Source organism: Jeotgalicoccus sp. FSL K6-3177, assembly GCF_038050175.1.
GTDB lineage: Bacteria > Bacillota > Bacilli > Staphylococcales > Salinicoccaceae > Jeotgalicoccus > Jeotgalicoccus nanhaiensis.
Window position 1 is genome coordinate 678547 of sequence record NZ_JBBOSK010000001.1, and the last position, 22864, is coordinate 701410.

Sequence of the window (22864 nt, forward strand, 5' to 3'; positions counted from 1 at the left end):
GATAAATGGATAATTTACAGGTATTTTATGACAATGCTTTAACACCGGATGAGTATCGTGAAAAGCTCACAGATTTAAAAGACGGGTTCGATAAAATTTATAACGAACATGAAATAACGAAAGATAATGAATTTGAGAACTTCAAGAATAGTGAGATGAAACTGCTCGTTATCGCTGAACCATGGTGCGGTCACTGCATGCTTAACCTTCCCATTCTGTTTAAGCTCGCAGAAGAAGCTGACATTGATGTGAAAGTGGCACTGCGTGACGATAATGAAGAACTGATGAACGGTTACTTAACTAATGGCAATAAAGTAATTCCAAAAGTCATTGCGATTAACAAAGAAGAAAAAGAAGCAGCAGTATGGGGCCCGCGTGCACCGATGACGACAGTTATTCAAAAGGATATTATGAAAGATATGCCGGAAAAAGGCACGGAAGAATACGATGCAGCATTTAAATCTGCAATCACAGAAATGAAAGAAAAGTTCAAGACATCACCAGAATTGTGGGATGCTGTAGAAAAAGATTTAAAAGAAACGTTAACTGTAAAATAAGATTAAAACTCCTCGAAAATAAAATCTTTTCGAGGAGTTTTTATGTGCAGAAAAACCGTATAATTACGAAGTTTCCTGTGTTTCCTTTTTTCTCGTACTGATAAACACGCCTACTCCAAGAATAAGAATAATACCCGCTGTCTGATATACGCCAAGCCCGACATTTAACAGCACTACGGATGTCAGTACTGCGGATACAGGCTCAAGGAGTCCTAATATTCCCGCTTCCGTTGAACTGATGTATTTCATACTCGTGATATACAAATAGAAGGCGAGTGTTGTCCCGAGCAGTATGGACAGAACCAGTATAATGATCTGCATTGCCGACCAGTCAAATGAGAAATCAAATACCCATATCGGATGAATGAAGTTCATAATAATACCGCCAGCGAGCATCGAGCCGCCGACGAGCTGCAGGGGATGAATCACCTGCAGCAGCACCGGTGCATGAAGGGTATAATAAGCTAGAGCGATCCCTGATGCAAGTCCGAAAAGTAGTGCAGCTGGTGATACAGCGAGGTTCGTCAAATTGCCGTTTGTGGCAATTAAAATAACACCCGCCAGTATCGAGATAATTATAAGTGCTTCGGTTTTTGTCCACGGCCTGTATTTTTTCATTACCGCGTACAGAATGATATAAATTGGACCGGTGCACTGCAGAACAGTTGCAACCGCAGCGTTGCCGAAGCCGATTGCCGCCATAAATGTATACTGAACCATCGTCATGCCGAAGATAGAATAAACGGCAAACATCAGCACCGTGTGTTTATTCCATACAGTCCGATGTTTCCGGCGGAAAAATAAAGTGTATATAGATAATAAGATAAGACCGCTGACTGTCAGTCTTGCTGTGACGTACCAGTTGACATCGACCGGTGTCGTGGTAAATATATAATCGGATGCCGTGCCTCCGATTCCCCACAGCGAGGCGCCGATAATAACAAAAATTAAACCTTTAACATGCAGAGAATTTCTCATAGCAGTCCCGCCTTTTATTCATTTTTCAAACCCAAATACTGCATCCGGCTGTTAAACAATTTCGGATAAGATAAAAACCCGACCATTACAGAAGCTGCAGTTGCGTTAGTAAGTATTAAAAATAATATGAGCAGTTGATATATGACGGCTTCCATCGGCGGAGCGCCCCCAATAATCAGTCCGCTCATCATACCCGGCAGCTGTACGAGCCCGATTGTTTTCTGTGATTCTATCGTCGGTATCATACTCGTTTGAATCGCTGATTTTAAACTGCGGGAAACCGCGTCTTTCGGCTGGCCGCCGAAGGATAAAATAAGCTCTATCATTTCTTCACTGTTCTCAAGTTCATCGGTAAACTTACTGACGAACAATAACGACAGCACCATGCAGTTACCGATAATCATGCCGCTGATTGGAATAATCTGTTCGGGTTCAAAATCGAGAATACCGAACAGCAGCATAATGCTCATTGAAACAGCTTCGACAGCTGTCAGCGTTAAAATAATAATCCATTTTATGCCGGGAATAAGCGTGCCTTTTTTAATTACATTCTGACTGGCGGCACCAATCATCACGAGAATCATTAATATCATATAAATACTGCTGTCACTGTCAAAGACGAAGGTGAGTATCAGACCGACAATGAGCAGCTGAACAATTGAACGTACTGAAGCTATGACGATATCTTTCGTAAGCCCCAGTTTCAGTACGACTGCAATAGCGAGAGGGATGATAACAAAGACGCCGGACAGGAGAAGTTCCTGAAAACCCATCACCGTTCCCCCTTTAAAAATTGCTGTATAAAAGTATTATTTGTCTTATATAAACTTTCTATCGGCCCCTGGAGCAGCAGTTCGCCCCTGTTTAAGAACCAGATATCATCACTGACGCGTTCAGCCTGGGCAAGGTCATGTGTTACCCAAATAACAGTCAGTCCGTGTTCCTGCTGCAGCTTCATTACGAGCCGTTCAATCTCTCTGACGAGTGTGTAATCAAGGTTTGATGTAATTTCATCAAGCAGCAGTACTTCCGGACGGGAGACAAAGGTCCGGGCTAATGAAATACGGCTTTTCTCTCCTCCGGATAAGGTGTTTATTTTACGGTATAAAAAATCTTCACTAAGTTCTACCATGCTGAGAAGATTTGCCGCACGTTCCTGACTCAGCTTGTCATTAAATATTTGAAGCGGCAGATTTAAATTATCGTATACGGTGCCTGCGAACATCGGTGCGCTTTGAAATGCCATGCCGGCTCTTTTTCTGAGACCGGTAATATCTATATTTTTAATATCTTCACCGCGGTAGAATACACTGCCGGAATCAGGAGAGAGTAAACCGTTAATATGTTTCAGACAGGTAGTCTTGCCTGCACCGCTCGGGCCGATAAAAGTCGTAATTTTATTTTCTCTGAAAAAACCCGATATATTACGGAGTATTTCCTGATGGCTGACATTTTCAAACTGAATAATCTCCATGACTAATATCCTCCAATGTAAATGTGCTAAAATGAAGTAAGGTGATTTAATGATTTATATAGGACTGACAGGGTGGGGCGACCACGATTCGCTGTACACCGAACTTTCAAATAAAAAAGATAAGTTAATTACATATGCTTCACATTTTCCAATCGTTGAGCTTGATTCAACATACTACGCAGTACAGCGGCAGTCAACGATAGAAAAATGGTGCGACCAGACACCGGAAACCTTCAAATTCGCAGTAAAAGCCCACCAATTTATGACGGGGCACAGCGATTACAGAGATCACTATGATTCTATTAAAGATGTCTTTGCCGCGTACAGGGAAATGCTGATGCCTATGTTTCACAGAAACAAACTCGCATTTGTTCTGCTTCAGTTTCCGCCATGGTTTGACTGCAGCAGCAAAAATATCCGTTATGTAAAATTTGCGGCGGACCTGCTGAAACCTTTTAAAGTCGCAGTGGAGTTCCGCAACCAGACATGGTTCAGTGATGAATATAAGGAAGATACACTGGAATTTCTGCACGACAGCGAAGTAATTCACAGTATATGCGATGAGCCGCAGGCAGGAATCGGTTCAGTTCCTTTTGTTAACCGCATCACAGATGATACTGCCTTTATCCGTCTGCACGGCCGCAATGTTCACGGCTGGACGCAGCAGAACCGCACTTCGGAAGAGTGGCGGGAGGTCCGTTATTTATATGATTATAACAGACAGGAACTGGAGTGGTTACAAAAACAGGTTAATATACTGCAGCATAAAACAAAGGATATTTATATCGTTTTTAATAATAACTCAGGAGGGCATGCGGCCGGCAACGCAAAACAGCTGATCAGCATGCTGGGTATAGAGTACAGCGGGCTTGCACCGAAGCAGCTGAAATTATTCTAAGGGGCTGGAGTCATGGAATTTATCGTTCTTATACTGATAGGTCTGCTTTCTTCAATACTGGGCTCGCTCGTCGGTATCGGCGGGGGTGTTATTGTTGTTCCGGCCCTGATGTTTTTTGGTCTTGAGCTCGGCCTGCTGCCGGCAATAACACCCCAGACTGCTGTCGGGACATCGAGTATGCTGCTGATATTCACGGGCATGAGTGCGATGATTTCATATGCGCGCAATAAGCAGGTGGACAGAGAGAACGGCATTTTATTTCTGATTGGACTGATGCCGGGGGCGCTCGCGGGATCTTATGCCAGCAGTTTATTTACAGTGGACAGCTTTAATCTGTATTTCGGTATATTTCTAATTTTTATCAGTATACTTCTCGTTGTCAGAAAGAAAATTAAACCGATGAAAGTATTCCAGAATCCTAAGTACTTAAAACCGCACCGTGATAATATGGGTAACATTTACCATTACGGATTTCCGCCTTATCTTGCAATTACGATAACTTTTTTCGTCGGATTTATAACGGGTCTGTTCGGTATAGGAGGCGGGGTTCTGATGACCCCGCTCATGCTGATGGTTTTCAGAATGCCGCCGACAATTGCCATCGGCACGAGCATGATGATGGTATTTTTCTCAGGTGTATCATCGGCCTTCGGCCACGTGCTCCAGAATAACGTCGTTTATACGTATATACTGATGCTCGTGCCTGCTGCTATCATCGGAGCGACTGCCGGAGTTAAAATTAATCAGCGGTTCAATTCGGACGGTTTAGTAGTACTGCTCCGGACCGTCCTGTTTATACTCGGTGCATACTTGATTTTACAAACAATTCTTTAAGGAGTGCTCGTATGGAAGTGAAAATTTATCATACTAATGATATACACAGTGCATTACATAATTATATGAAGTTTACGAGCTTCATAAAAAATAAAAGACGACAGTACAGAAATAATATGTTTTATGTCGATATCGGCGACCATGTTGACCGTTCACATCCTTATACAGAAGCGACGCTCGGAAAGGGCAATATCGAATTGTTGAATAATGCAACGTGCGACGTAGCGACACTCGGGAATAATGAAGGAATCACGCTGACCAAAGAGCAGCTGAAGCATTTATACGATGATGCAGAGTTCGATGTCATCTGTGCCAATCTGCGTGAAGTAGGAAGTAAACAGCCTTATTTTAAACCGTATACTATAAAGGAAACCGGCGGGATAAAAATCGGATTCATTGCAGCAACAGTTGAGTTTACTCCATTTTATCTGGCACTGGATTGGGAAGTGGCAGATGCTTTTGACTGGATAGAAAAATATTTAAGGGAACTCGAACCAAAGGTGGACGTTATTGTTATGATGAGCCATCTCGGTATGTATGACGACGAGACTCTGGCTAATAGATTTCCTGAAATTGATTTAATTTTATCATCCCATACGCATCACCATTTTGAAAAAGGAGAGCGCGTTAATGGTGTGCTGCTTGCAGCAGCCGGCAGATACGGTGAATATATCGGGGAAGTCACTCTCACTTTTGAAAATGGCAGGCTTACCGCGAAAAAAGCTGCGCTGATTGAATCAGATATCTTATCCCAGGTCGAAAACGATTATTATGATATAGGCAAAGCCAAATTAAAAAATAAAGTCATTAAAGAAGCGGCACTGCCGATAGACCGGCGACTTTATTCGGCTGGACGCTTCAGCTCGCTCCTTGCGTATATACTTAAAAATTTTACGGCCAGTGATGCAGGGCTCATTCATACGGGACTTATTGCGAGTCCGTTTGAAGGGGGAGCACTGACTGAATATGACTTGCATAAAGTGCTGCCGCACGCCATTAATGCTGTACAAATAGAGTTGACTGGACGCGAGATGAAAGAAATATTTACCCAGGCGAACCGTCAGGAGTATAAAGATGAAATCGTGCGCGGTCTCGGCTTCAGAGGAGACATTTTCGGCTGTTTTGTAACGCATAATATCCAGTATATCCAATCGGAACGCGAGTATTATATCGATAACGAACTCATCGATGAGAAGAAAAAATATAAGCTTGGAACGCTTGATATGTACACTTTCGGCAGGATTTTCCCGCAGTTCAGATATTCGAAAAAAGAGTATATTATGCCGGACCTGCTGCGCGATCTCGTAAAAAATTATATAGAATGTTTATAGTCTTTTAAAGCCGGGATATGCTATAATGTTAAGTAATCAAATAAATAAAGTAGAGGTTGCTCTTTTCAACAGTAAAGTATTTCAGCAGGCATGCGTTTAAGGATACTTAAAAGGGACAAGAGCCGAAGGATGATACCGGCAGGTATTTGTTCTGGGGTTCAGTTTAACAGGCTGGACACTGTCAGTTACATGATGCGCTACATTTAATAGATAAATCATAAATGCGTGCACTGTCAGCGTATTTATGATTTTTTTTATTGAAAAAATTTAGGAGGAAGAAAAATGGAGTCATTTTTAAATTGGGAATATATGCCGCTGATCCCGCCATTAATTACACTCATACTCGTAGTAATAACGAGAAGAGTAGGCATCAGTCTCGGTGCGGGAATTATTACATCAGCCTTCGTTATTGCGAATGGGCACTTTGGAGAATTTTTTAAATTGCTGTTCGATTCGTTTCTCGGCATATTTATTGAAGACGGCGGACTGAACACATGGAATGCCTACATATTAATATTTTTAACACTGCTCGGAATTATGACAGCATTTATGAATATGTCAGGTGGCGCGCGAGCGTTTACGAATTGGGCGCTGACAAAAGTTAAAACGCGCCGCGGTGCAGGTTTTATGACTGCAGTGCTTGGAATTATAGTGTTTATCGATGATTACTTCAGTGCTTTAATTGTCGGACAGGTTGCTAAGCCGATTACTGATAAATATAATATTTCGCGGGCAAAACTTGCTTATTTCGTCGATACGACAGCATCACCGGTAGCCGTTATGTCACCGGTATCGAGCTGGGGTGCAGGTATTATGGGAATGACAGCACCGGTATTAATCGGCGCTGGAATGACACATATATCACCCTTTCAGAGTTTTATGTATATGATTCCAATGAACTTTTATGTTATCTCGGCACTTGTTATGATGTTTATCGTTATTTCTTTTAAACTGGATATCGGTCCGATGAGGAAACAGGAGAACCTGGCGATTAACGAAGGAATATTACGTGATAAAGTGCCTGAATTTGCAGAACAGGATGAAGACCTGCCTGTGCATGATGGTGCAGGTGCCAGCGCCTTAATTATTCCGATTGCAGGACTTGCTGTCGGAGTAATCGGAGCGATGTATGTGACCGGTGCGATGGAAGCAGGGACCTGGAGTCTGATGCCTGTGCTGGAAAGTACCCTCGTGACACATTCACTGCTTACAGGAGGCATTATCGGTCTCGTGCTGGCACTGTTCTATTACTTCAGACATACGAGAAATGATAATGAATTCAGCAAGAGACATGTCTGGCTCGGTATTAAAACAGGATTTTTAGCGATGTTTCCGGCCATGCTTATACTGACTTTTGCCTGGATGATCGGCGGGTTAATCAGTGAACTCGGCACCGGCGGCGTTCTTGGTTCAATGGTGGAAAACTCAAGCCTTCCAGTAGCGCTGCTGCCGGCAGTAGTATTTATTGTTGCTTGCTTTATGGCACTTGCTACAGGTACAAGTTGGGGTTCTTACGGCATACTGATTCCTGTTGCTGGAGAAATTATTATTGCACTTGGTGCAACGGAATTACTCCTCCCGTCAATCGCAGCTGTACTTGCAGGCGGTGTATTTGGAGACCACTGTTCACCGATTTCCGATTCGACAATTCTGTCTTCTACCGGTTCCGGCAGCGATCACATTGTCCACGTTATGACGCAGTTGCCGTATGCTTTAACTTCAGCTTTAATCGGACTGCTCGGCTTTGTTGTGCTCGGATATACAGCTAACGTATACTTTGGTTTGCTGAGCGTTATAATTGGACTGCTTGCAGTTTATATTATTGCTAAATTTATCTACCGCCCGGTAGCTAAACAAAACGCATAATGGTAAAAACTGTGATATCATAAATGTATCAGTTTGATTAAAGGGTGTGCGTCTATGATTACTATTGATCATATGAACTTTGAACTCGTGGAGAATTACCGCGATGCATTTGATGAAGAAGTTTTTATCGAAAAATACAGCGAGCTATTGAATAAGTACGATTATATTGTCGGTGATGTCGGTTATGAAAAATTAAGACTTGCCGGTTTTTATAAAAATTCAAAACGTAAAGTGGAACCGGACAAACGTGTCAATGCCATCGAAGAGTACTTGAATGAATACTGCAACTTCGGCTGTGCTTATTTTATATTAAGAAAAGTTTCAAAACAGGAACTAAAAGAACAGGCTGAAGAGTCTGGTGAAGAAATTAAGGAAGAGGCCGGGTCGTAAAACCCGGCTTCTTTTTTGTATGATATGATAAGAGAGAATAATTATGATGAGGTGTAGAAATGTATTTTGTGGATAAAAAGCTTTTAAACAAACGTCTCGACTACATTGAAGGTCTGGCAGAAACGATTGATACTGATAACAAATTGGCACTTGAGAGAGCATGTCATATGCTGATCGAAGCGACAGTTGACGTCGGCAATATGATTATCGATGCATTTATATTAAGAGATCCTGGGAACTATCAGGATGTGCTTGATATTCTGGCTCAGGAAAAAGTTATAGGACCTGAAGATGCTGAGAAGTTTAAGAATACACTGAAGTGGAGAAAAGAGCTGACGAGAAATTACCAGTCGGTAGATCATGCCGCAATGCGCGCAGATTTCAAAGAGAATATCAGCGCCTATAAAAACTTTAAGGCGAGTATTGAGCACTTTTATAAAAACGACCCGCAAGCAGTCACAGCTTTCAGCAGTGATACAGATGTATAAAGGGTACTTAATAGATCTCGATGGTACAATGTTTAATGGTGATAAAGTTATTGAGGGAGCCGTGAACTTTATCGATCGTTTAAATAAGGCAGGTATACCCTATTTATTTCTGACGAATAACGCGACAAGACAGCCGTCTGAAATTCTGAAAAAATTTGAGGGTATGGGGTTTACGACGGCAAAAAACCATATATATACTTCAGCTGACGCTATGAAAGTTTATCTGGAGGAGGCCTTTGACATACCGTCTGTATATATAATCGGCACGGAAAGTTTTAAAAATACACTGACGCATGATGGAACTGCTGTTTTTAATGATTATGCACCGGATGCTGTTGTAATGGGGCTCGACACATCTATTACCTTCGATAAAATTCTTACCGCCTGCCGGCTGATTCAAAACGGAGCGCAGTTTCTCGCAACAAATCCCGATATAAAAATTAAAACATCTTACGGTTTCTCTCCGGGGAACGGATCCTTCGTTAAACTGGTCAGCGAAGTAACGGGAGTAAATCCGGTTATCACCGGGAAACCGAACAGCTATATTTTGAGCGGGGCTTTAGCGCGTCTCGGCATGCTTAAAGAGGAAGTGGCGATGATCGGCGATAATTACGATACTGATATTATGACTGGGATTAACGGCGGTATCGATACAATTCACGTTGGCACAGGAGTTCATTCAAAAGAAGAAGTGATGAGTAAAAGAGTGACGCCCGCGTATACGATTAATACGCTTAACGACTGGAAGCTGTAAACTTATGAACCTTCATGTTAACCTTTATATTTTTATGGTTAACATGAAGGTTCTTTCCTGTTATTATATAACTAAACCAAATAACAGGAGAAAAGATATGAAAACTAAACACCTTGTTTTTGCTGCTTTATTTACCGCGCTGATTGCAATTGGTGCACAGATTAGAATACCGCTTGGACCGGTGCCATTTACACTGCAGGTGCCGATGGTGCTGCTGGCCGGTATGCTGCTCGGAAAAAAATTGGGTTTGATTTCCATTATGGCTTATATCGGAATCGGCCTGATCGGCATCCCGGTGTTTGCAGGCTCGGGCGGGCTTGGTTCTCTCGTCTCTCCGTCCTTCGGATTCGTGCTCGGATTCATACCGGGCGTTGTAATTACTGCCATGGGCGGAAGTGAAGAAATTAAAAGAATGATTGCTTTTACGCTGCTCGGCATGAGTGCGATATTTATATGCGGCGTATTGTACTTCTCGTTTATTATGAGTGCTGTAATTGGAACTCCGATGTCCTTAACTCAAATACTGATGGCTGCTGTTGTGCCGTTTTTAATTAAGGACATTATTCTTGCAGTGCTGACTGTTATGTTTGCAAAAGCTTTAACAGGAAGAGGGCTTGTTCTCGCATAAGAATAGGACTTTCAAATGATGGATTTTTAAGTGTCTTTCTATTATAATGTACTGTATACGAAGTAATGCTCATAAATTGATTGGAGTGAACTAATTATGGCAGTCAGTCAGGATACAATGTACGAACAAGTTGAGGAAGTATTAAATAAATTACGTCCGTTCCTTCTGCGTGATGGCGGAGACGTTGAACTCGTAGATGTTGAAGACGGTATTGTGAAGCTCAGACTTCTCGGAGCATGCGGAACATGCCCAAGTTCAACGATTACTCTTAAAGCCGGTATCGAACGTGCACTTCTTGAAGAAGTACCGGGATTTGTTGAAATCGAGCAGGTATTTTAAATCGCAACTAGAGACGGGCCGTCTCTAGTTTTTTTATTTTTCAGAGTGAGGAGAATGACCAATGTATACAATTGTAGAGTTTTGCAACGCTAATATGCAAAAAGGGACTCACGATGTGTATGCTCAGCTGGATAAAAATCCGGCAATCGATGTCGTCGATTATGAATGCACAAATAATTGCGGTTTGTGCAGCAAAAGTTATTTTGTTCTCGTAGACGGGGAAATCGTGGCTGCTAAAAACAGCGAGCAGCTGCTTGAGAAAACTTATAAACGAATCGACAAAAATAATCAGGCATTAGATGAGTGAACTCATCGTTGGTGCTAACGTTTTTCGTGTAGTATAATTATGATATTGAGAATTTTGTAACAAAGTATTAAGAACAGGAGTGATTTTTATGTCATCAGTAACACTGACAGAAAGTGCAGCGTACGAAGTAAAAGATATGCTGGAAGCGAATGACATGGCAGAAGGCTTCCTGCGTTTTAAAGTTCAGGGCGGAGGCTGTACAGGATTAACATACGGTATGGCAGCCGAGCATGAAGCAGCGGAACGGGATGAAGTTTTTGAATTCCACGGTGTTAAAATGCTCGTTGATAAGTTCGACCTCCCTGTCGTTGACGGTACTGTAATTGATTTTAAACAGTCGTTAATCGGCGGCGGTTTTACGATTGAAAATCCGAATGCAAGTCTGTCCTGCGGCTGCGGTTCATCATTTAGAACCAAGGAAAATGCGGGTGCGCCGGGAGACTGTTAAAATTAGTGAAAACGCTTGAAATATTACCATATAGTGCTAATATAATACTTGGTATAGAAACTGAAATAACAGTCTATAATTATATATAAATTACATTCGCAGGAAGGGAAATAAATTATGAGCTATGAAAGAAAAAAGGTCCTGGTACTTGGTGCCGGTTATGCAGGCTTATCCGCAGTTAGTAAACTGCAGAAAATTATCGGAGTACAGGAAGCGGACATTACTTTAATCAACAAAAATGAATACCATTATGAAGCTACATGGCTGCATGAAACAGCAGCAGGTTCAATGAACTGGGAAGAAGGCGTCTATCCGATTGCCAAAGTTGTGGATAACATGAGAGTCCGTTTTATCCCGGCTGAAGTAACTAAAATTGACCGCGACGCACAAGTTGTTGAAACAACTCAGGGCGAATTCAGCTTCGATACGCTTGTAGTGGCATTAGGTTTTGAAAGTGAGTCATTCGGCATTAAAGGGATGGACGAATTTGCAACGACAATCGTCAGCCCGGAAACTGCCGTAAGAACACGTGAAGAAATCGAACAGAACTTTATCAATTACAAAACCTCTAAAGATCCAAAAGATTTATCAATTCTTGTCGGCGGAGCAGGTTTTACAGGGGTGGAATTCCTCGGTGAACTTGTTGAAACACTTCCTGAGCTCTGCAAAGTGCACGGTATCGACTATAATCAAGTTAAAATCACTTGTGTAGAAGCAATGCCGACAATGCTGCCTATGTTCTCTGAAGAGTTAACTCAACATGCAGTTAACTTCCTTGAATCACGCGGTGTAGAATTCATGCTTGGAACAGCTATTGTTGCTGCTAATGAAAACGGATTTGTTGTTAAAGTGAACGATGAAGAAAAACAGCTTGAGGCTTCAAGCGTAGTATGGACAGCGGGTGTACGCGGTTCACGTCTGATGGAAGAATCATTTGAAGGCGTTAAACGCGGACGCATTGTCGTTAAAGATGATTTAACGGTTGATGGCTATCCGAACATCTTTGCTATCGGTGACGTGGCAGCTGTGATGAACGGAACAGGAGAAAACGCACGTCCATATCCGACAACTGCTCAAATTGCAATGCAGTTAGGGGAACACACTGCTAAAAACATCAAGCTTAAGCTAAATGGCGAGAAAATGGAGCCGTTTTCCTATGACGACAAGGGAACTGTATGTTCACTTGGCACAAAAGATGGAATCGGTGTAGTTCTCGGCCGTGAAATTAAAGGTAAGCCAGCAGCATTTATGAAGAAAGTCATCGATACGCGTGCAGTTCTGAAAATCGGTGGCGCAGTATTAGGTGTAACAAAAGGTAAATTCCTGTAATTTTAAAATTCAGCATTATGCATGGGTATATATAATGCCCATGCTTTTATTTTTTTGGAGGAAACAATTATGGCAATGAATATTGTTCAGCTGTTTATTTCTGTGCTGCTGTATTTTGTTTTATTTTATGGAATCAGTTTTATTTTGAACATGATTTTAAAAATGACATGGATTATGGCGTTCGTTTATCCGGTGATTGTTTTATGGATTATCGGAAGAGTTTCATTATTTGATTACATAGCAAGTCCTGGTGAATCATTCGGTATTTTATGGGAGAACATCGTTGGAATTTCAATTTATGATATTGTTATTTTAGGCAGCGGATTTATCGGAATTATTTTAGCGGGTATGACAATACGCTACTTAAGAAAAGCAGGTTATCAAATGTTTTAGGGGGGAACGAATTTTGAATATCAAATTTGAAGAAAAATACATTGCAGATGATTCGGCACTTGTTATCGGTTTACCTGAGAATATAAAAGATTTAAAGAATTTTGATGAACTGGATACATTATTAAATGGTTTAACAGAAGAAATTATTGCAGCCGGTGTATTGTCCCAAGAATACGGTAAAGTTACGACGACAGGTGTTACAATCCAGCGCCGCTACCGTAAAGTAATTGCTGTCGGATTAGGTGACAGCGGGGAATTAACTGCCTTGAAAATACAAAAGGCTGTCGGTAAGTTATTCCAGTATATGGCTCTCGAGAAAGAAAATAAAGGTCAGTTTATTTTAGATACTTTTGCATTTGAAGCAGAAGAAACAGCAGATGCAGTGGGAATTATGTCCGCTGTGAGCAATCACGGACTGACAGGTTACGATACATCGGGGAACACGCAGTTTTACGATGAATTAGATGTTACTTTAGTTACAAAAGCAGACGTAAAAGAAAGTTTTAACCACGGAGCAGCACTCGGCAGCAGTATAGCCCTTGCAAGAGATTATGCAACAATGCCGCCGAATCATTTGTATCCGGAAAGCTTTGCCGATCAGCTCGCAATCAATTTCAAAGATCGTCCGTACATCAAAGGTGAAGTAAAAGATTTTGATACGCTGGTGCAGGAAGGATTCGGACTCCTGGCAGCAGTTGGTAAAGCATCTGTCAGAAAACCGCGTCTCGTGACGATAGAATATAAACATCCAGATGCAGCCAATGATGCACCGATTGCATTAATAGGCAAAGGGATTACGTATGACTCCGGCGGTTATTCTCTTAAAACACGCACAGGCATGCGGTCTATGAAATACGATATGAGCGGAGCAGCGAACGTCGCAGGTATGATGGATGCAGTGTCGAAACTGGAATTGCCTGTTCATGTTGTTGCAGTGCTGGCGCTTGCTGAAAATATGGTGGACGGCAATGGCATGCGTCCCGATGATGTATATCAGTCACTGTCAGGTAAAACTGTTGAAGTATCAAATACAGATGCCGAAGGCAGACTTGTGCTGGCAGATGCAGTATATTATGCTTCCACGACTTATGAGCCGAAAGTTATGATGGACTTTGCGACGCTGACAGGCGCGGTTATACAAGCAATTGGCGAAGACCGCACCGGCGTATTTACAAATCAGGGCAGGAAGTTTATCAACAACCTTTTAATCAGCAGCAAAGTGACAGGAGAAGATATCTGGCATCTGCCGATATCGGAACTTGAAGATGACAGAGTTAAAAAATCGGATATTGCCGACTTAATAAATGCGGACTTTAAACCGGGCGGCGCATCTTTTGCGGCTGCATTTATTAATCAGTTTACAGAAGATACACCATGGGTTCATTTTGATATTGCAGGAACGAGCAATACATCAGCTGCCACTCCGTTTGCTAAAAAAGGCTCTACGGGAGTAATGATCCGTACTATTATCGATTTAATAGAATCAGGTACACTGTATGAATAAGGGGCTCCTTAAAACACTCGGTATATCTTTGACGGTCGATGAAATAGGAAAATGCGCAGTCGAAATGCCGATTACAGAAAAAGTACTGCAGCCATTCGGCTACGTGCACGGCGGAGTGAATGTTGTTCTGGCGGAGACAGCCGCAAGCTTAGGCGCCTTTAAAATGATTGCCGAAGATGAAATTGCTTTTGGCATGGAGATCAATGCAAACCATTTGAAAGCAAAGCGTGAAGGTATACTGACAGCTACAGCGCTGCTTAAGCACGGCGGTTCAACATCACAGGTATGGGAAATTGAAGTGACGGATGAACAGGATGAACTGATCGCACTCAGCAGATGCACTGTCGCGATAAGAAAAAAGAGATAGAATAAATAGAGATGAAGAGGGATCCGGTTTCGGGTTCCTTTTTTTGTGTGGCATTTAGTGTGCGGGGTTGGCATGATGGGGTTTCATGTGTATCCAGCGGCGCTGGGGTTGGCATGATTGGATCTCATATGTGTCCGCCGGCGCTGGGGTTGGCATGATCTGGTCTCATATGTACCCGCCGGCGCTGGGGTTGGCATGATCGGGTTTCATGAGTATCCGGCGGCGTCCGGGTTGGCATGATCGGATCTCAGATGTATCCGGCGTTAACACGCCGCACAGTATAAATAAAACAAAAAAAGACCGGGGCAGTAAAATTTCCGTCCCGGTCATAAATATATTAGTCGTCTAATTCTTTGTTTTTACTGCGTTCGATTTTTAATCTTGCTGTTTCTTCCGTTTCTACTTCAGATCCCGTTTCATCACGTTTCAATTCATTAAGAATTGTCAGCTGATACGGTTCAACATCGGAGTGGAAGGCACTTCTCGCGATAAGGTGTGCACCGACAGGTGCTGAAATGAAAATGAAAAGAACTGCCAGCAGCAGTTGTGTATCAACTTCTGCTTGATAGTATGCAAAGTATATAAATACTCCGATTAAAGTCATACCGACTCCAAGTGTCGAGCTCTTCGATGCTGCATGCAGTCTAGTGTATGTATCCGGCAGACGGATAACACCAATTGCAGCAACAAGTGTGAAGAAGGCGCCGGCGAGTAAGAAAAGTGCGATAAGACTAACTATTATTATCTCTGTCATTTTCAATAATCACACCTTTCTCGAGGAATTTGGCGAAGCCGATTGTTGCGATAAATCCAATCATACCGATGAGCATAATAACTACCAGCAGGTATGATGTATCAAGCGCCATAGATACGAGACCGATCATTCCCATCAGCGTGACACCAAATGCATCGAGTGTAATTATTCTGTCATGCAGGGTCGGCCCCTTTATAACTCTGTATATCATGCCGAGCATTGCAAATGCGAAGATAATAATACTAATGATTACAACTATATTGATAAAGTTTGTCATGGTTTAGCCACCTCTTTGATAACATTTTCAAAAGAAGTTTTAATGTTTTCAATTTCCGCATCTGCATCTTCCATATCCAGACCGTGAATGTAAATAATTGAGTAATCTTCTGAAATCGCTACAACTACTGTACCAGGTGTCAGTGTAATTAAGGTTGACAGCAGTGCAACTTCCCATTCTTCTTCCAAGTCATTCGGGTAAGCATAGAACCCCGGATGAATATCAATTTTAGGAGACACTACAATACGTACCACTTCAAGATTTGCTTTTATCAATTCGATAATAAAAATAAAGAAGAGACGAATCATCCAGTACAGTCGTTTTAAGTAAAAACGACCCGGCAGGAAGTTGCGGAGAATGTAAACAGCAACCAGACCGATAATATAACCAGTAACAAATGTTCCTATAGTGAACTCGGCATTCATAAACACCCATAAAAATGCCAGAACAATATTAATTAAGAGTTGAAATGACAATTATTCCACCCCCATCAAATAGTTAGAATACGATGACGGATTGTAGAATGCTTCAGCCGCCATTTCAAAGGCCGGGAATAAAAAGTCAGCTGAAAGCCCAAAGACAGTTGAAACGATAACGAGACCAATAGCTGAGAACAGCAATTTATCCGATTTAATATCTTTCAGTTCAATCGGCTCTGACGGTTCTCCCCAGAATACTTTAATGAATACTTTCATAATACTGTATAAAACAATCAAACTCGACAGCAGCACGATTATTGCTGAGAAAGTATGGCCGTTGTTAAAAGCAGATTCTACGATATACAGTTTACCGAAGAATCCAGGAAACGGCGGTACCCCTGCCAGGGACAGGCCGGCGATAAAGAATGTCCAGCCGACGACAGGATGCTGTTTTATAAGTCCGCCGAGATCTGCAGCATCGTTCTTCCCTGTACGGTAAATTATAAAACCGATGAGCAGGAACAGCGCTGCTTTAATGATCATATCGTGGATTAAATAATACATGCCGCCGATAGTTCCGGCGTAATCCATCATTGAGAAACCGACGATAATGACTCCGATTGCAATCATAATGTTATAAATAATAACTTTTTTCATATCAGTATATGCTAGTGCTCCTATACAGCCGGCGACAATAGTGAGGAGCGCAAGCAGCAGCAGCACCTGATGGGTATAAGCTGTATCGCTGGTAAAGAACAGTGAAAATGTTCTTGCAATCGCGTAAACTCCTACTTTAGTCAGCAGAGCGCCAAACAGTGCAATGACCGGCATCGGCGGAGCACTGTAAGAACCCGGCATCCAGAAATAAAGCGGGAACAGTCCGGCTTTTGTAGCAAAAACGAATATAAAGACAACTGCAACAAGTGTCATAATAGCGAGGCTGCCATCGTAATTGGATAGTTTAATATGAATATCAGCCATATTTAACGAACCTGTAACTGAATACAGGTAGGCAAGTCCTACAAGAAAGAAGTTTGATGACACGATGTTTACAACGAGATATTTAAAACCTTCCTGAAGCTGGATTTTCCGGCTTCCGAGAGTAATTAAAACATAGGAGGCAAGAAGGAATACTTCGAAAAATACGAACATATTAAAAATGTCTCCTGTTGTAAAAGCACCGTTTATCCCGGTAATCATAAACATGACCATAGGATAATAGTAATATCTTTCTCTCTCATATCCGATGGACTGGAATGAGTAGATAACAACGAAAAACATTACGAGCGATGTTGTAAAGACGAGCAGCGCGGCAACCATATCATAAACGACACTGATGCCGAATGGTGCCGACCAGTTACTGATGAATGTTACCATCGCTCCGTTCTTGTATACATAATAGATATTAAATGCTGCAATACCAACCATCATGAGTCCGGTGACAGCCGACACCATACGGTGAGGTATCGGACGCTTTCCGATAAACAGCATGATGACGCCGGCTATAAACGGAAGAATGATAGGGAGCATGGGTAATATGTTAGTCGTCATGTGGAACTCCTTTCATATCTTCAGTGTTATCTGTGCCGAGTTCTTTATAATTTCTGAGCAGCAGTACAAGGCTGTAAGCAGTCAACGCGAATGAAATAACAATCGCTGTCAGAATCAAGGCCTGGGGCAGAGGGTCTGAATAAGAACTTACGGTATCATCCAGAACCGGTACGTTGCCGCGTTTTAGCTGTCCCATTGTCAGAATCATCAAATGTACACCATGTGACAAAATAGATACACCGATGATAATTCTGAGAACACTCTTTGAGAGAATTAAATAAGTCGCACTGGCGATTAAGATGCCCGATAAAATAATAGTGACGAGTTCCATTATTTCTCTGTCCCCCCAACCAATGTGACAATCAGGAGCGATGTGCCCGCAACAGTAAGGAAGACACCAACATCAAAAATTACGGCTGTGTGCAGGGCAACTTCACCAAATACCGGCATAGTAACATAGGTGTGCTGGTGGGTGAAGAAGGGTACACCGAAGAAAAACAGCAAGGTCGGCACTACAATTGCCAGTGCCAGTCCGAGACTTATCATTAAATGAAAGTTCACCGGAATCATTTTCTTAACTGTTTCATAATCATAAGCCATAAGCAGAAGTATAATGGCGGAGGCAGCAAGCAGACCGCCGACAAACCCGCCGCCTGGTGTGTAGTGCCCTGCCAAAAATAAGTTTACCGAGAACAGCAGGATGATGAGAAAAATCACTTTAGAAGTGAACTGGATAAACACATCATTCATCTGGCGCTGTACTTTACTGTAACCGGCTCTTTTAAGCGTGCTCTTCATTTTCATCATCCTTTCTTGATACTTTAGCTTTCATCAGTGCGTAAATACCGATACCTGCGATACCGAATACAAGTGTTTCAAACAGCGTATCATAGCCACGGAAGTCAACGAGTATAACGTTAACCATATTTCCCCCGGCTGCGAGATCGTAGACATGATCGATATGATACTGACTGATGGAATCGAACAGCCTGTTTGAATATGCCGCGAGTCCGAAAAGTATAACGATTGCGCCGACACCGACAGATACTATGAAGTTCGTAAATTTAAATTTGATACTTTCTTCGTGTTTTGATTTCTTCGGCAGATGATAGAAACATACAAGGAATAAAGTAGTTGTTACTGTTTCTATAGCAAGCTGAGTCAAAGCAAGGTCCGGTGCCCTGAAGAATGCAAAAAACAAGGCTACTGAAAATCCAATAGCTCCGAGCATAATTATGGAAACCATGCGTGAGCGGGTCATCATTATTATTGCAAGCGAGACGAGGATAATCAGTACAAGAGCCATATCCTGAATACCAACATCAGCGAAATCACCGAATGTAATCGGCAGTCCTGTGTAGAAAGTTGTAACTATGCCGAAAATAACAAAGAATCCGAAAATATAAACCATGTAATCTCTCAGGAAGCCAGTCATTACGTTTTCTTCTGCTTTAGCAGAACCAAGCTGGCTGTAGATGAGACCCTGGTCGTATAAATGATTCAGGGTAAATTGTTCTTTATGGTACTCGTAGATAAACATCCAGCTGTTTCTGAATATATAAAGTGCTGTACCGATAACGACTATAGCAACTGTGGCCCAGAGGGCAGGATTATTCCAGCCATGCCAGTGTGAAATTTCAGTATTTAAAGCCGTTTCTGTACCCAATATACTCATTGCTGCAGGATCGATAATGGTACCTGACAGAATATTTGGGAACAGACCGAAAATAACAACGAGTGCTGATAAAATTATCGGTGATGCAAGCAACAGTTTCGGTGCTTCATGCGGTTCTTTTGGTGTCTCGTGAGTACGTTCACCAAAGAAGATGCCATGAATTAATTTAATTGAATAGATGAATGTAAATATACTGCCGGCGATTGCAAGAATCGGGAACAGTACACTCCAGTCAGCTAAAGCACTGAAATTTGCATTGCTTATTTCAAACATTGCTTCTAAAAATAACTCTTTCGACAGGAAACCGTTAAATGGAGGAATACCTGCCATCGATAAGGCTGTAATAAGGGTCATAGTAAACGTAATCGGCATGAGCGTCATGAGACCGCCGAGTTTACGCATGCTGCGCGTTCCTGTTTCGTGGTCAAGAATACCTGCAACCATGAACAAGGCGCCTTTAAATGTTGCGTGGTTAATAATATGAAACACTGCCGCAACTACTGCAACTGTGAAAATCTGTTCATCCGCGCCTGTAGCAACTGCAAGAGCGCCGACACCGAGAAGACTCATAATCATACCGAGCTGGGATACGGTGGAGAATGCAAGTATACCTTTTAAATCATCCTGCTTCACCGCGTTAAATGAAGCCCAGAGCAGTGTAACCAGACCGACAACCAGAATCAGCCATACCCATAATTCGCTGAAAGCGAAAACTGGTGTGAACCTGGCAACGAGGTAAAGTCCTGCTTTAACCATTGTAGCGGAGTGCAGATACGCACTGACCGGTGTAGGAGCTTCCATAGCATCCGGCAGCCAGATGTAAAAGGGAAACTGTGCAGACTTCGTAAATGCTCCGAGCAGCACTAAGACTACCGCGATTGGAGTGAGCGGACTTGCCATAATTAAATCAACATTGGCGATTATTTCTCTGATGCTGAAGGTGTCTGTAATAATGTACAAAATGATAAATCCGCCGAGCATCATAAATCCGCCAAAGAAAGTAATCAGCATTGATTTTTGTGCACCGTATATCGATTTCTCTTTAGTAAACCAGAAAGCGATTAAGAGGAAACTGGAAATTGATGTCAGTTCCCAGAAGAAATACAGCATTAGAATATTATCGCTTAAAACTACGCCGAGCATAGCAGTCATAAAAATAAGCAGATAGACATAAAAATTGCCAAGTTCTTCTTCTTTGGATAGGTAACTGATAGAATATAAAACTACCAGTGCGCCAATACCAGAAATCAGTATTGCAAATAGTAAGCCGAGACCATCTATGTAAACGTCAAAATTCAACCCGATACGGGGCATTAAATTTAATGTATGATGGAAAACTTGATTATTGGCAATAGAGGGTATCAAGCTAAATAAGTATGCGACTATCACAGTCGGAATAGGCAAAACAAACCAACCGAGATGTACATCTTTAACATACCTGTATATTATTGCGATAGCGACCGCAGCAATAACAGGTAAAAATATTGCTAAATGTATCAATGTCAAAGTGTATCCTCCTCTAACGTTATTATATTTAACCATTATACATTAATATTAATTGTAAATAAACGCTTAGGGTTTGAAATTTTCGACTATTCTCGTATACTGTATATATGGTAGCAAGTGGTATGAGAATTAAAATGTTTAAGTTTTAATTTCAATATTACTGGTGCTTATATGAAATTAATAAAATTTTTCAGGAGGCCAAATTTATGGCATATTCACAATTAACAACTGAGCTTTTAGAAGGCGAAACAAAAGCGGTAATCAAGACCAATATGGGTGACGTAACAGTTAAGCTTTTAAATAATGTCGCACCTAAAACTGTAGAAAACTTTGTTACACATGCGAAAAATAAATATTATGATGGTTTAATTTTCCACAGAGTCATTAAGGATTTCATGATTCAGGGCGGAGATCCGACAGGCACAGGCATGGGCGGAGAAAGTATCTGGGGCCAGGCTTTTGAAGATGAATTTTCAACAGATGCATTCAACCTTTACGGCGCCTTGTCTATGGCAAACGCAGGACCGAATACTAATGGTTCACAGTTCTTTATCGTTCAGCTGAAAGATGTACCATCAGATATGGTATCGCAGCTTGAAGGCGCGGGCTACCCGGCTGAAATTATTGAAAGTTATAAAAAACACGGCGGTACGCCTTGGCTCGATCAGAGACACACTGTATTCGGCCAGGTTATCGAGGGCATGGATATTATTGAAAAGATTGCCGATGTTAAGACGGGAAGACAGGATAAGCCTGTTGAAGATGTAATTATCGAAACAATTGAAGTAACAGAATAATATATAAATGAAAGTGCACAGTCTGGCAATAATGAAGACTGTGCACTTTTTTCTTAAAAAGTATCACAAATTAGTCATTATTATATTATTTAAATCATAAAACACTCTGATATACTTATCTGTGTAAAGGTGAGTGATTTAAAGATGATGCCATTCCTTTATTTCCCGGAAGATAAAACGGAATATATTCCAGCGCTTATCATGTTACTTCTTTTTATATTACTTGCGTTTATCGTGTATAAACTTATTAAAAAATATTCGCGCAACGAAGAAGAGAAGATGAGAGATTTCGAAGAAAAAGTTCTCGAAAGACTCGAACATGAGCATAAGGATGACTCCACACGGAAATAGTGATTCAATTAATATAAACAATCTATTATTTCTGTGTGCGACCTTAGAGTCCTGCAGATTTACATAACTTATATGAAAAATACGCGCACATATGCCAGCCCGGCATGTGTGTTTTGCTGTGTGATTTTTTTGGCTACTTCATTCATTTATGTTAAAATGGTGTTGGATTTAACAAAGAAGTAAATAAGTAGGGATAACATGGCAAAAAAATACCGGATCGGCCAGTTCGTCAAGGTTAAAATTACTGGTATTCAGTCGTACGGTGCTTTTGTCAAAACTCCTGATAATCGTGATGGTCTGATCCATATTTCCGAAGTGATGAACGATTACGTTCACGATGTGAATCAATATTTATCCAAAGGCCAAATAGTAAAGGCTAAAATTGTCAGCATTGATGAAAACGGTAAAATCAGCTTATCATTGAAAGAAAATGAATACTTCAAGAACGAAGAGAAGAAAAGAGATAAGCGTTCTGTATTAGAGAAGATCAAAGATACTGAAAAATACGGTTTCCAGACTCTGGCAGAAAGAATGCCTGTCTGGATAGAAGAGGCAAAAGAACGTATGAAAGATTAATACCAGTAGCAGAACCTGTGAATTTCACAGGTTTTTTGTTTTTTCTTGGATGAATTTATATTCATATAGAATT

At 41.5% G+C, this 22864-nt stretch carries 29 protein-coding genes and 1 riboswitch; of the genes, 19 read left to right on the plus strand and 10 right to left on the minus strand.

All coding sequences use genetic code 11. From position 1 onward, the window contains the following. The first annotated feature begins 5 nt into the window (after nt 1-5). The gene (locus MHH58_RS03470; RefSeq protein WP_341345052.1) at nt 6-557 is read left to right on the plus strand and encodes a thioredoxin family protein; all 552 of its coding nucleotides are present in this window, start codon (nt 6-8) and stop codon (nt 555-557) included. Between the two features lie 63 nt (nt 558-620). Here the strand turns inward: MHH58_RS03470 and MHH58_RS03475 are convergent, their stop codons facing one another. The 3 genes from MHH58_RS03475 to MHH58_RS03485 are packed head-to-tail and all read right to left on the minus strand — an operon-like array spanning nt 621 to nt 3009. Further along, nucleotides 621-1535 (minus strand): DMT family transporter, encoded by a 915-nt coding sequence (locus tag MHH58_RS03475; RefSeq protein ID WP_341345053.1) that lies wholly within the window; start codon nt 1533-1535, stop codon nt 621-623. A gap of 14 nt (nt 1536-1549) precedes the next feature. Continuing rightward, on the minus strand, nt 1550-2308 hold the full coding sequence (locus MHH58_RS03480) for an ABC transporter permease (protein ID WP_341345054.1): 759 nt from the start codon (nt 2306-2308) through the stop codon (nt 1550-1552). Next, the gene (locus MHH58_RS03485; RefSeq protein ID WP_341345055.1) at nt 2308-3009 is read right to left on the minus strand and encodes an ABC transporter ATP-binding protein; all 702 of its coding nucleotides are present in this window, start codon (nt 3007-3009) and stop codon (nt 2308-2310) included. The genes MHH58_RS03480 and MHH58_RS03485 overlap by 1 nt, the downstream gene beginning before the upstream one ends. Nucleotides 3010-3058: 49 nt before the next feature. Between MHH58_RS03485 and MHH58_RS03490 the strand changes: the two genes are divergently transcribed. The 15 genes from MHH58_RS03490 (at nt 3059) to MHH58_RS03560 (ending at nt 14885) form a co-directional block, all read left to right on the plus strand. Then, a complete protein-coding gene (locus MHH58_RS03490) occupies nt 3059-3907 on the plus strand; it encodes a DUF72 domain-containing protein (protein WP_135096066.1) in 849 nt (282 codons plus the stop codon). Between the two features lie 12 nt (nt 3908-3919). Continuing rightward, complete coding sequence (locus MHH58_RS03495; RefSeq protein ID WP_135096064.1) at nt 3920-4741, plus strand: sulfite exporter TauE/SafE family protein; 822 nt, start codon at nt 3920-3922, stop codon at nt 4739-4741. 11 nt (nt 4742-4752) lie between these two features. After that, on the plus strand, nt 4753-6072 hold the full coding sequence (locus MHH58_RS03500; RefSeq protein ID WP_341345056.1) for a bifunctional metallophosphatase/5'-nucleotidase: 1320 nt from the start codon (nt 4753-4755) through the stop codon (nt 6070-6072). Between the two features lie 42 nt (nt 6073-6114). Continuing rightward, nucleotides 6115-6280: riboswitch (Lysine riboswitch) on the plus strand. Between the two features lie 74 nt (nt 6281-6354). Beyond that, complete coding sequence (locus tag MHH58_RS03505) at nt 6355-7938, plus strand: Na+/H+ antiporter NhaC family protein (protein WP_341345057.1); 1584 nt, start codon at nt 6355-6357, stop codon at nt 7936-7938. Between the two features lie 54 nt (nt 7939-7992). Then, nucleotides 7993-8328 (plus strand): YutD family protein, encoded by a 336-nt coding sequence (locus MHH58_RS03510; protein WP_135096058.1) that lies wholly within the window; start codon nt 7993-7995, stop codon nt 8326-8328. Nucleotides 8329-8387: 59 nt separating this feature from the next. Then, nucleotides 8388-8816: a DUF86 domain-containing protein gene (locus tag MHH58_RS03515; protein ID WP_135096056.1), complete on the plus strand. Its 429-nt coding sequence runs from the start codon at nt 8388-8390 to the stop codon at nt 8814-8816. Then, nucleotides 8809-9570, plus strand: a complete 762-nt coding sequence (locus tag MHH58_RS03520) for a TIGR01457 family HAD-type hydrolase (protein WP_135096054.1) — start codon at nt 8809-8811, stop codon at nt 9568-9570. Before MHH58_RS03515 ends, MHH58_RS03520 begins: the two co-directional genes overlap by 8 nt. A gap of 97 nt (nt 9571-9667) precedes the next feature. Beyond that, the gene (locus MHH58_RS03525; RefSeq protein WP_135096052.1) at nt 9668-10198 is read left to right on the plus strand and encodes a biotin transporter BioY; all 531 of its coding nucleotides are present in this window, start codon (nt 9668-9670) and stop codon (nt 10196-10198) included. A 96-nt stretch (nt 10199-10294) separates the two neighbouring features. Beyond that, nucleotides 10295-10537 (plus strand): NifU family protein, encoded by a 243-nt coding sequence (locus MHH58_RS03530; protein ID WP_135096050.1) that lies wholly within the window; start codon nt 10295-10297, stop codon nt 10535-10537. A gap of 61 nt (nt 10538-10598) precedes the next feature. Next, complete coding sequence (locus tag MHH58_RS03535) at nt 10599-10844, plus strand: DUF1450 domain-containing protein (protein WP_341345058.1); 246 nt, start codon at nt 10599-10601, stop codon at nt 10842-10844. An 88-nt stretch (nt 10845-10932) separates the two neighbouring features. After that, nucleotides 10933-11292, plus strand: coding sequence for a HesB/IscA family protein (locus tag MHH58_RS03540; protein ID WP_135096046.1), 360 nt, complete (start codon nt 10933-10935; stop codon nt 11290-11292). Nucleotides 11293-11409: 117 nt separating this feature from the next. After that, a complete protein-coding gene (locus MHH58_RS03545) occupies nt 11410-12621 on the plus strand; it encodes an NAD(P)/FAD-dependent oxidoreductase (RefSeq protein WP_341345059.1) in 1212 nt (403 codons plus the stop codon). Between the two features lie 75 nt (nt 12622-12696). Continuing rightward, nucleotides 12697-13014, plus strand: a complete 318-nt coding sequence (locus MHH58_RS03550; protein WP_135096349.1) for a YuiB family protein — start codon at nt 12697-12699, stop codon at nt 13012-13014. A 13-nt stretch (nt 13015-13027) separates the two neighbouring features. Next, entirely contained in the window at nt 13028-14518 is a 1491-nt protein-coding gene (locus MHH58_RS03555; protein ID WP_341345060.1) for a leucyl aminopeptidase family protein, read from the plus strand. Beyond that, nucleotides 14511-14885, plus strand: coding sequence for a PaaI family thioesterase (locus MHH58_RS03560; RefSeq protein WP_135096040.1), 375 nt, complete (start codon nt 14511-14513; stop codon nt 14883-14885). The genes MHH58_RS03555 and MHH58_RS03560 overlap by 8 nt, the downstream gene beginning before the upstream one ends. Before the next feature lie 337 nt (nt 14886-15222). Here MHH58_RS03560 and mnhG read toward each other — a convergent pair whose 3' ends face one another. From mnhG to MHH58_RS03595, 7 genes are read right to left on the minus strand one after another with little or no spacing between them, the layout of a single operon-like run. Further along, nucleotides 15223-15639 (minus strand): monovalent cation/H(+) antiporter subunit G, encoded by a 417-nt coding sequence (gene mnhG, locus MHH58_RS03565; RefSeq protein WP_135096038.1) that lies wholly within the window; start codon nt 15637-15639, stop codon nt 15223-15225. Further along, nucleotides 15617-15916, minus strand: a complete 300-nt coding sequence (locus MHH58_RS03570) for a Na(+)/H(+) antiporter subunit F1 (protein ID WP_341345061.1) — start codon at nt 15914-15916, stop codon at nt 15617-15619. The genes mnhG and MHH58_RS03570 overlap by 23 nt, the downstream gene beginning before the upstream one ends. Next, nucleotides 15913-16392, minus strand: a complete 480-nt coding sequence (locus MHH58_RS03575; protein ID WP_135096034.1) for a Na+/H+ antiporter subunit E — start codon at nt 16390-16392, stop codon at nt 15913-15915. The genes MHH58_RS03570 and MHH58_RS03575 overlap by 4 nt, the downstream gene beginning before the upstream one ends. Then, a complete protein-coding gene (locus MHH58_RS03580) occupies nt 16393-17886 on the minus strand; it encodes a Na+/H+ antiporter subunit D (protein WP_135096032.1) in 1494 nt (497 codons plus the stop codon). It lies immediately after the preceding gene. Next, entirely contained in the window at nt 17876-18217 is a 342-nt protein-coding gene (locus tag MHH58_RS03585) for a Na(+)/H(+) antiporter subunit C (RefSeq protein ID WP_135096030.1), read from the minus strand. Before MHH58_RS03585 ends, MHH58_RS03580 begins: the two co-directional genes overlap by 11 nt. Beyond that, nucleotides 18217-18684 (minus strand): Na(+)/H(+) antiporter subunit B, encoded by a 468-nt coding sequence (locus MHH58_RS03590; RefSeq protein ID WP_135096028.1) that lies wholly within the window; start codon nt 18682-18684, stop codon nt 18217-18219. The genes MHH58_RS03585 and MHH58_RS03590 overlap by 1 nt, the downstream gene beginning before the upstream one ends. Then, on the minus strand, nt 18668-21067 hold the full coding sequence (locus MHH58_RS03595; protein WP_135096026.1) for a Na+/H+ antiporter subunit A: 2400 nt from the start codon (nt 21065-21067) through the stop codon (nt 18668-18670). Before MHH58_RS03595 ends, MHH58_RS03590 begins: the two co-directional genes overlap by 17 nt. Before the next feature lie 206 nt (nt 21068-21273). On the opposite strand from MHH58_RS03595, the gene MHH58_RS03600 reads away from it, so the two are divergent. The 3 genes from MHH58_RS03600 (at nt 21274) to ygs (ending at nt 22791) form a co-directional block, all read left to right on the plus strand. Then, nucleotides 21274-21864 carry a peptidylprolyl isomerase gene (locus MHH58_RS03600; protein WP_115885959.1) on the plus strand — a complete coding sequence of 197 codons (591 nt, stop codon included), beginning with the start codon at nt 21274-21276 and terminating at the stop codon, nt 21862-21864. 201 nt (nt 21865-22065) lie between these two features. Continuing rightward, nucleotides 22066-22215 (plus strand): hypothetical protein, encoded by a 150-nt coding sequence (locus tag MHH58_RS03605; protein WP_341345062.1) that lies wholly within the window; start codon nt 22066-22068, stop codon nt 22213-22215. Between the two features lie 198 nt (nt 22216-22413). Beyond that, on the plus strand, nt 22414-22791 hold the full coding sequence (gene ygs / locus MHH58_RS03610) for a S1 domain-containing post-transcriptional regulator Ygs (RefSeq protein WP_115885957.1): 378 nt from the start codon (nt 22414-22416) through the stop codon (nt 22789-22791). Nucleotides 22792-22864 lie beyond the last annotated feature (73 nt).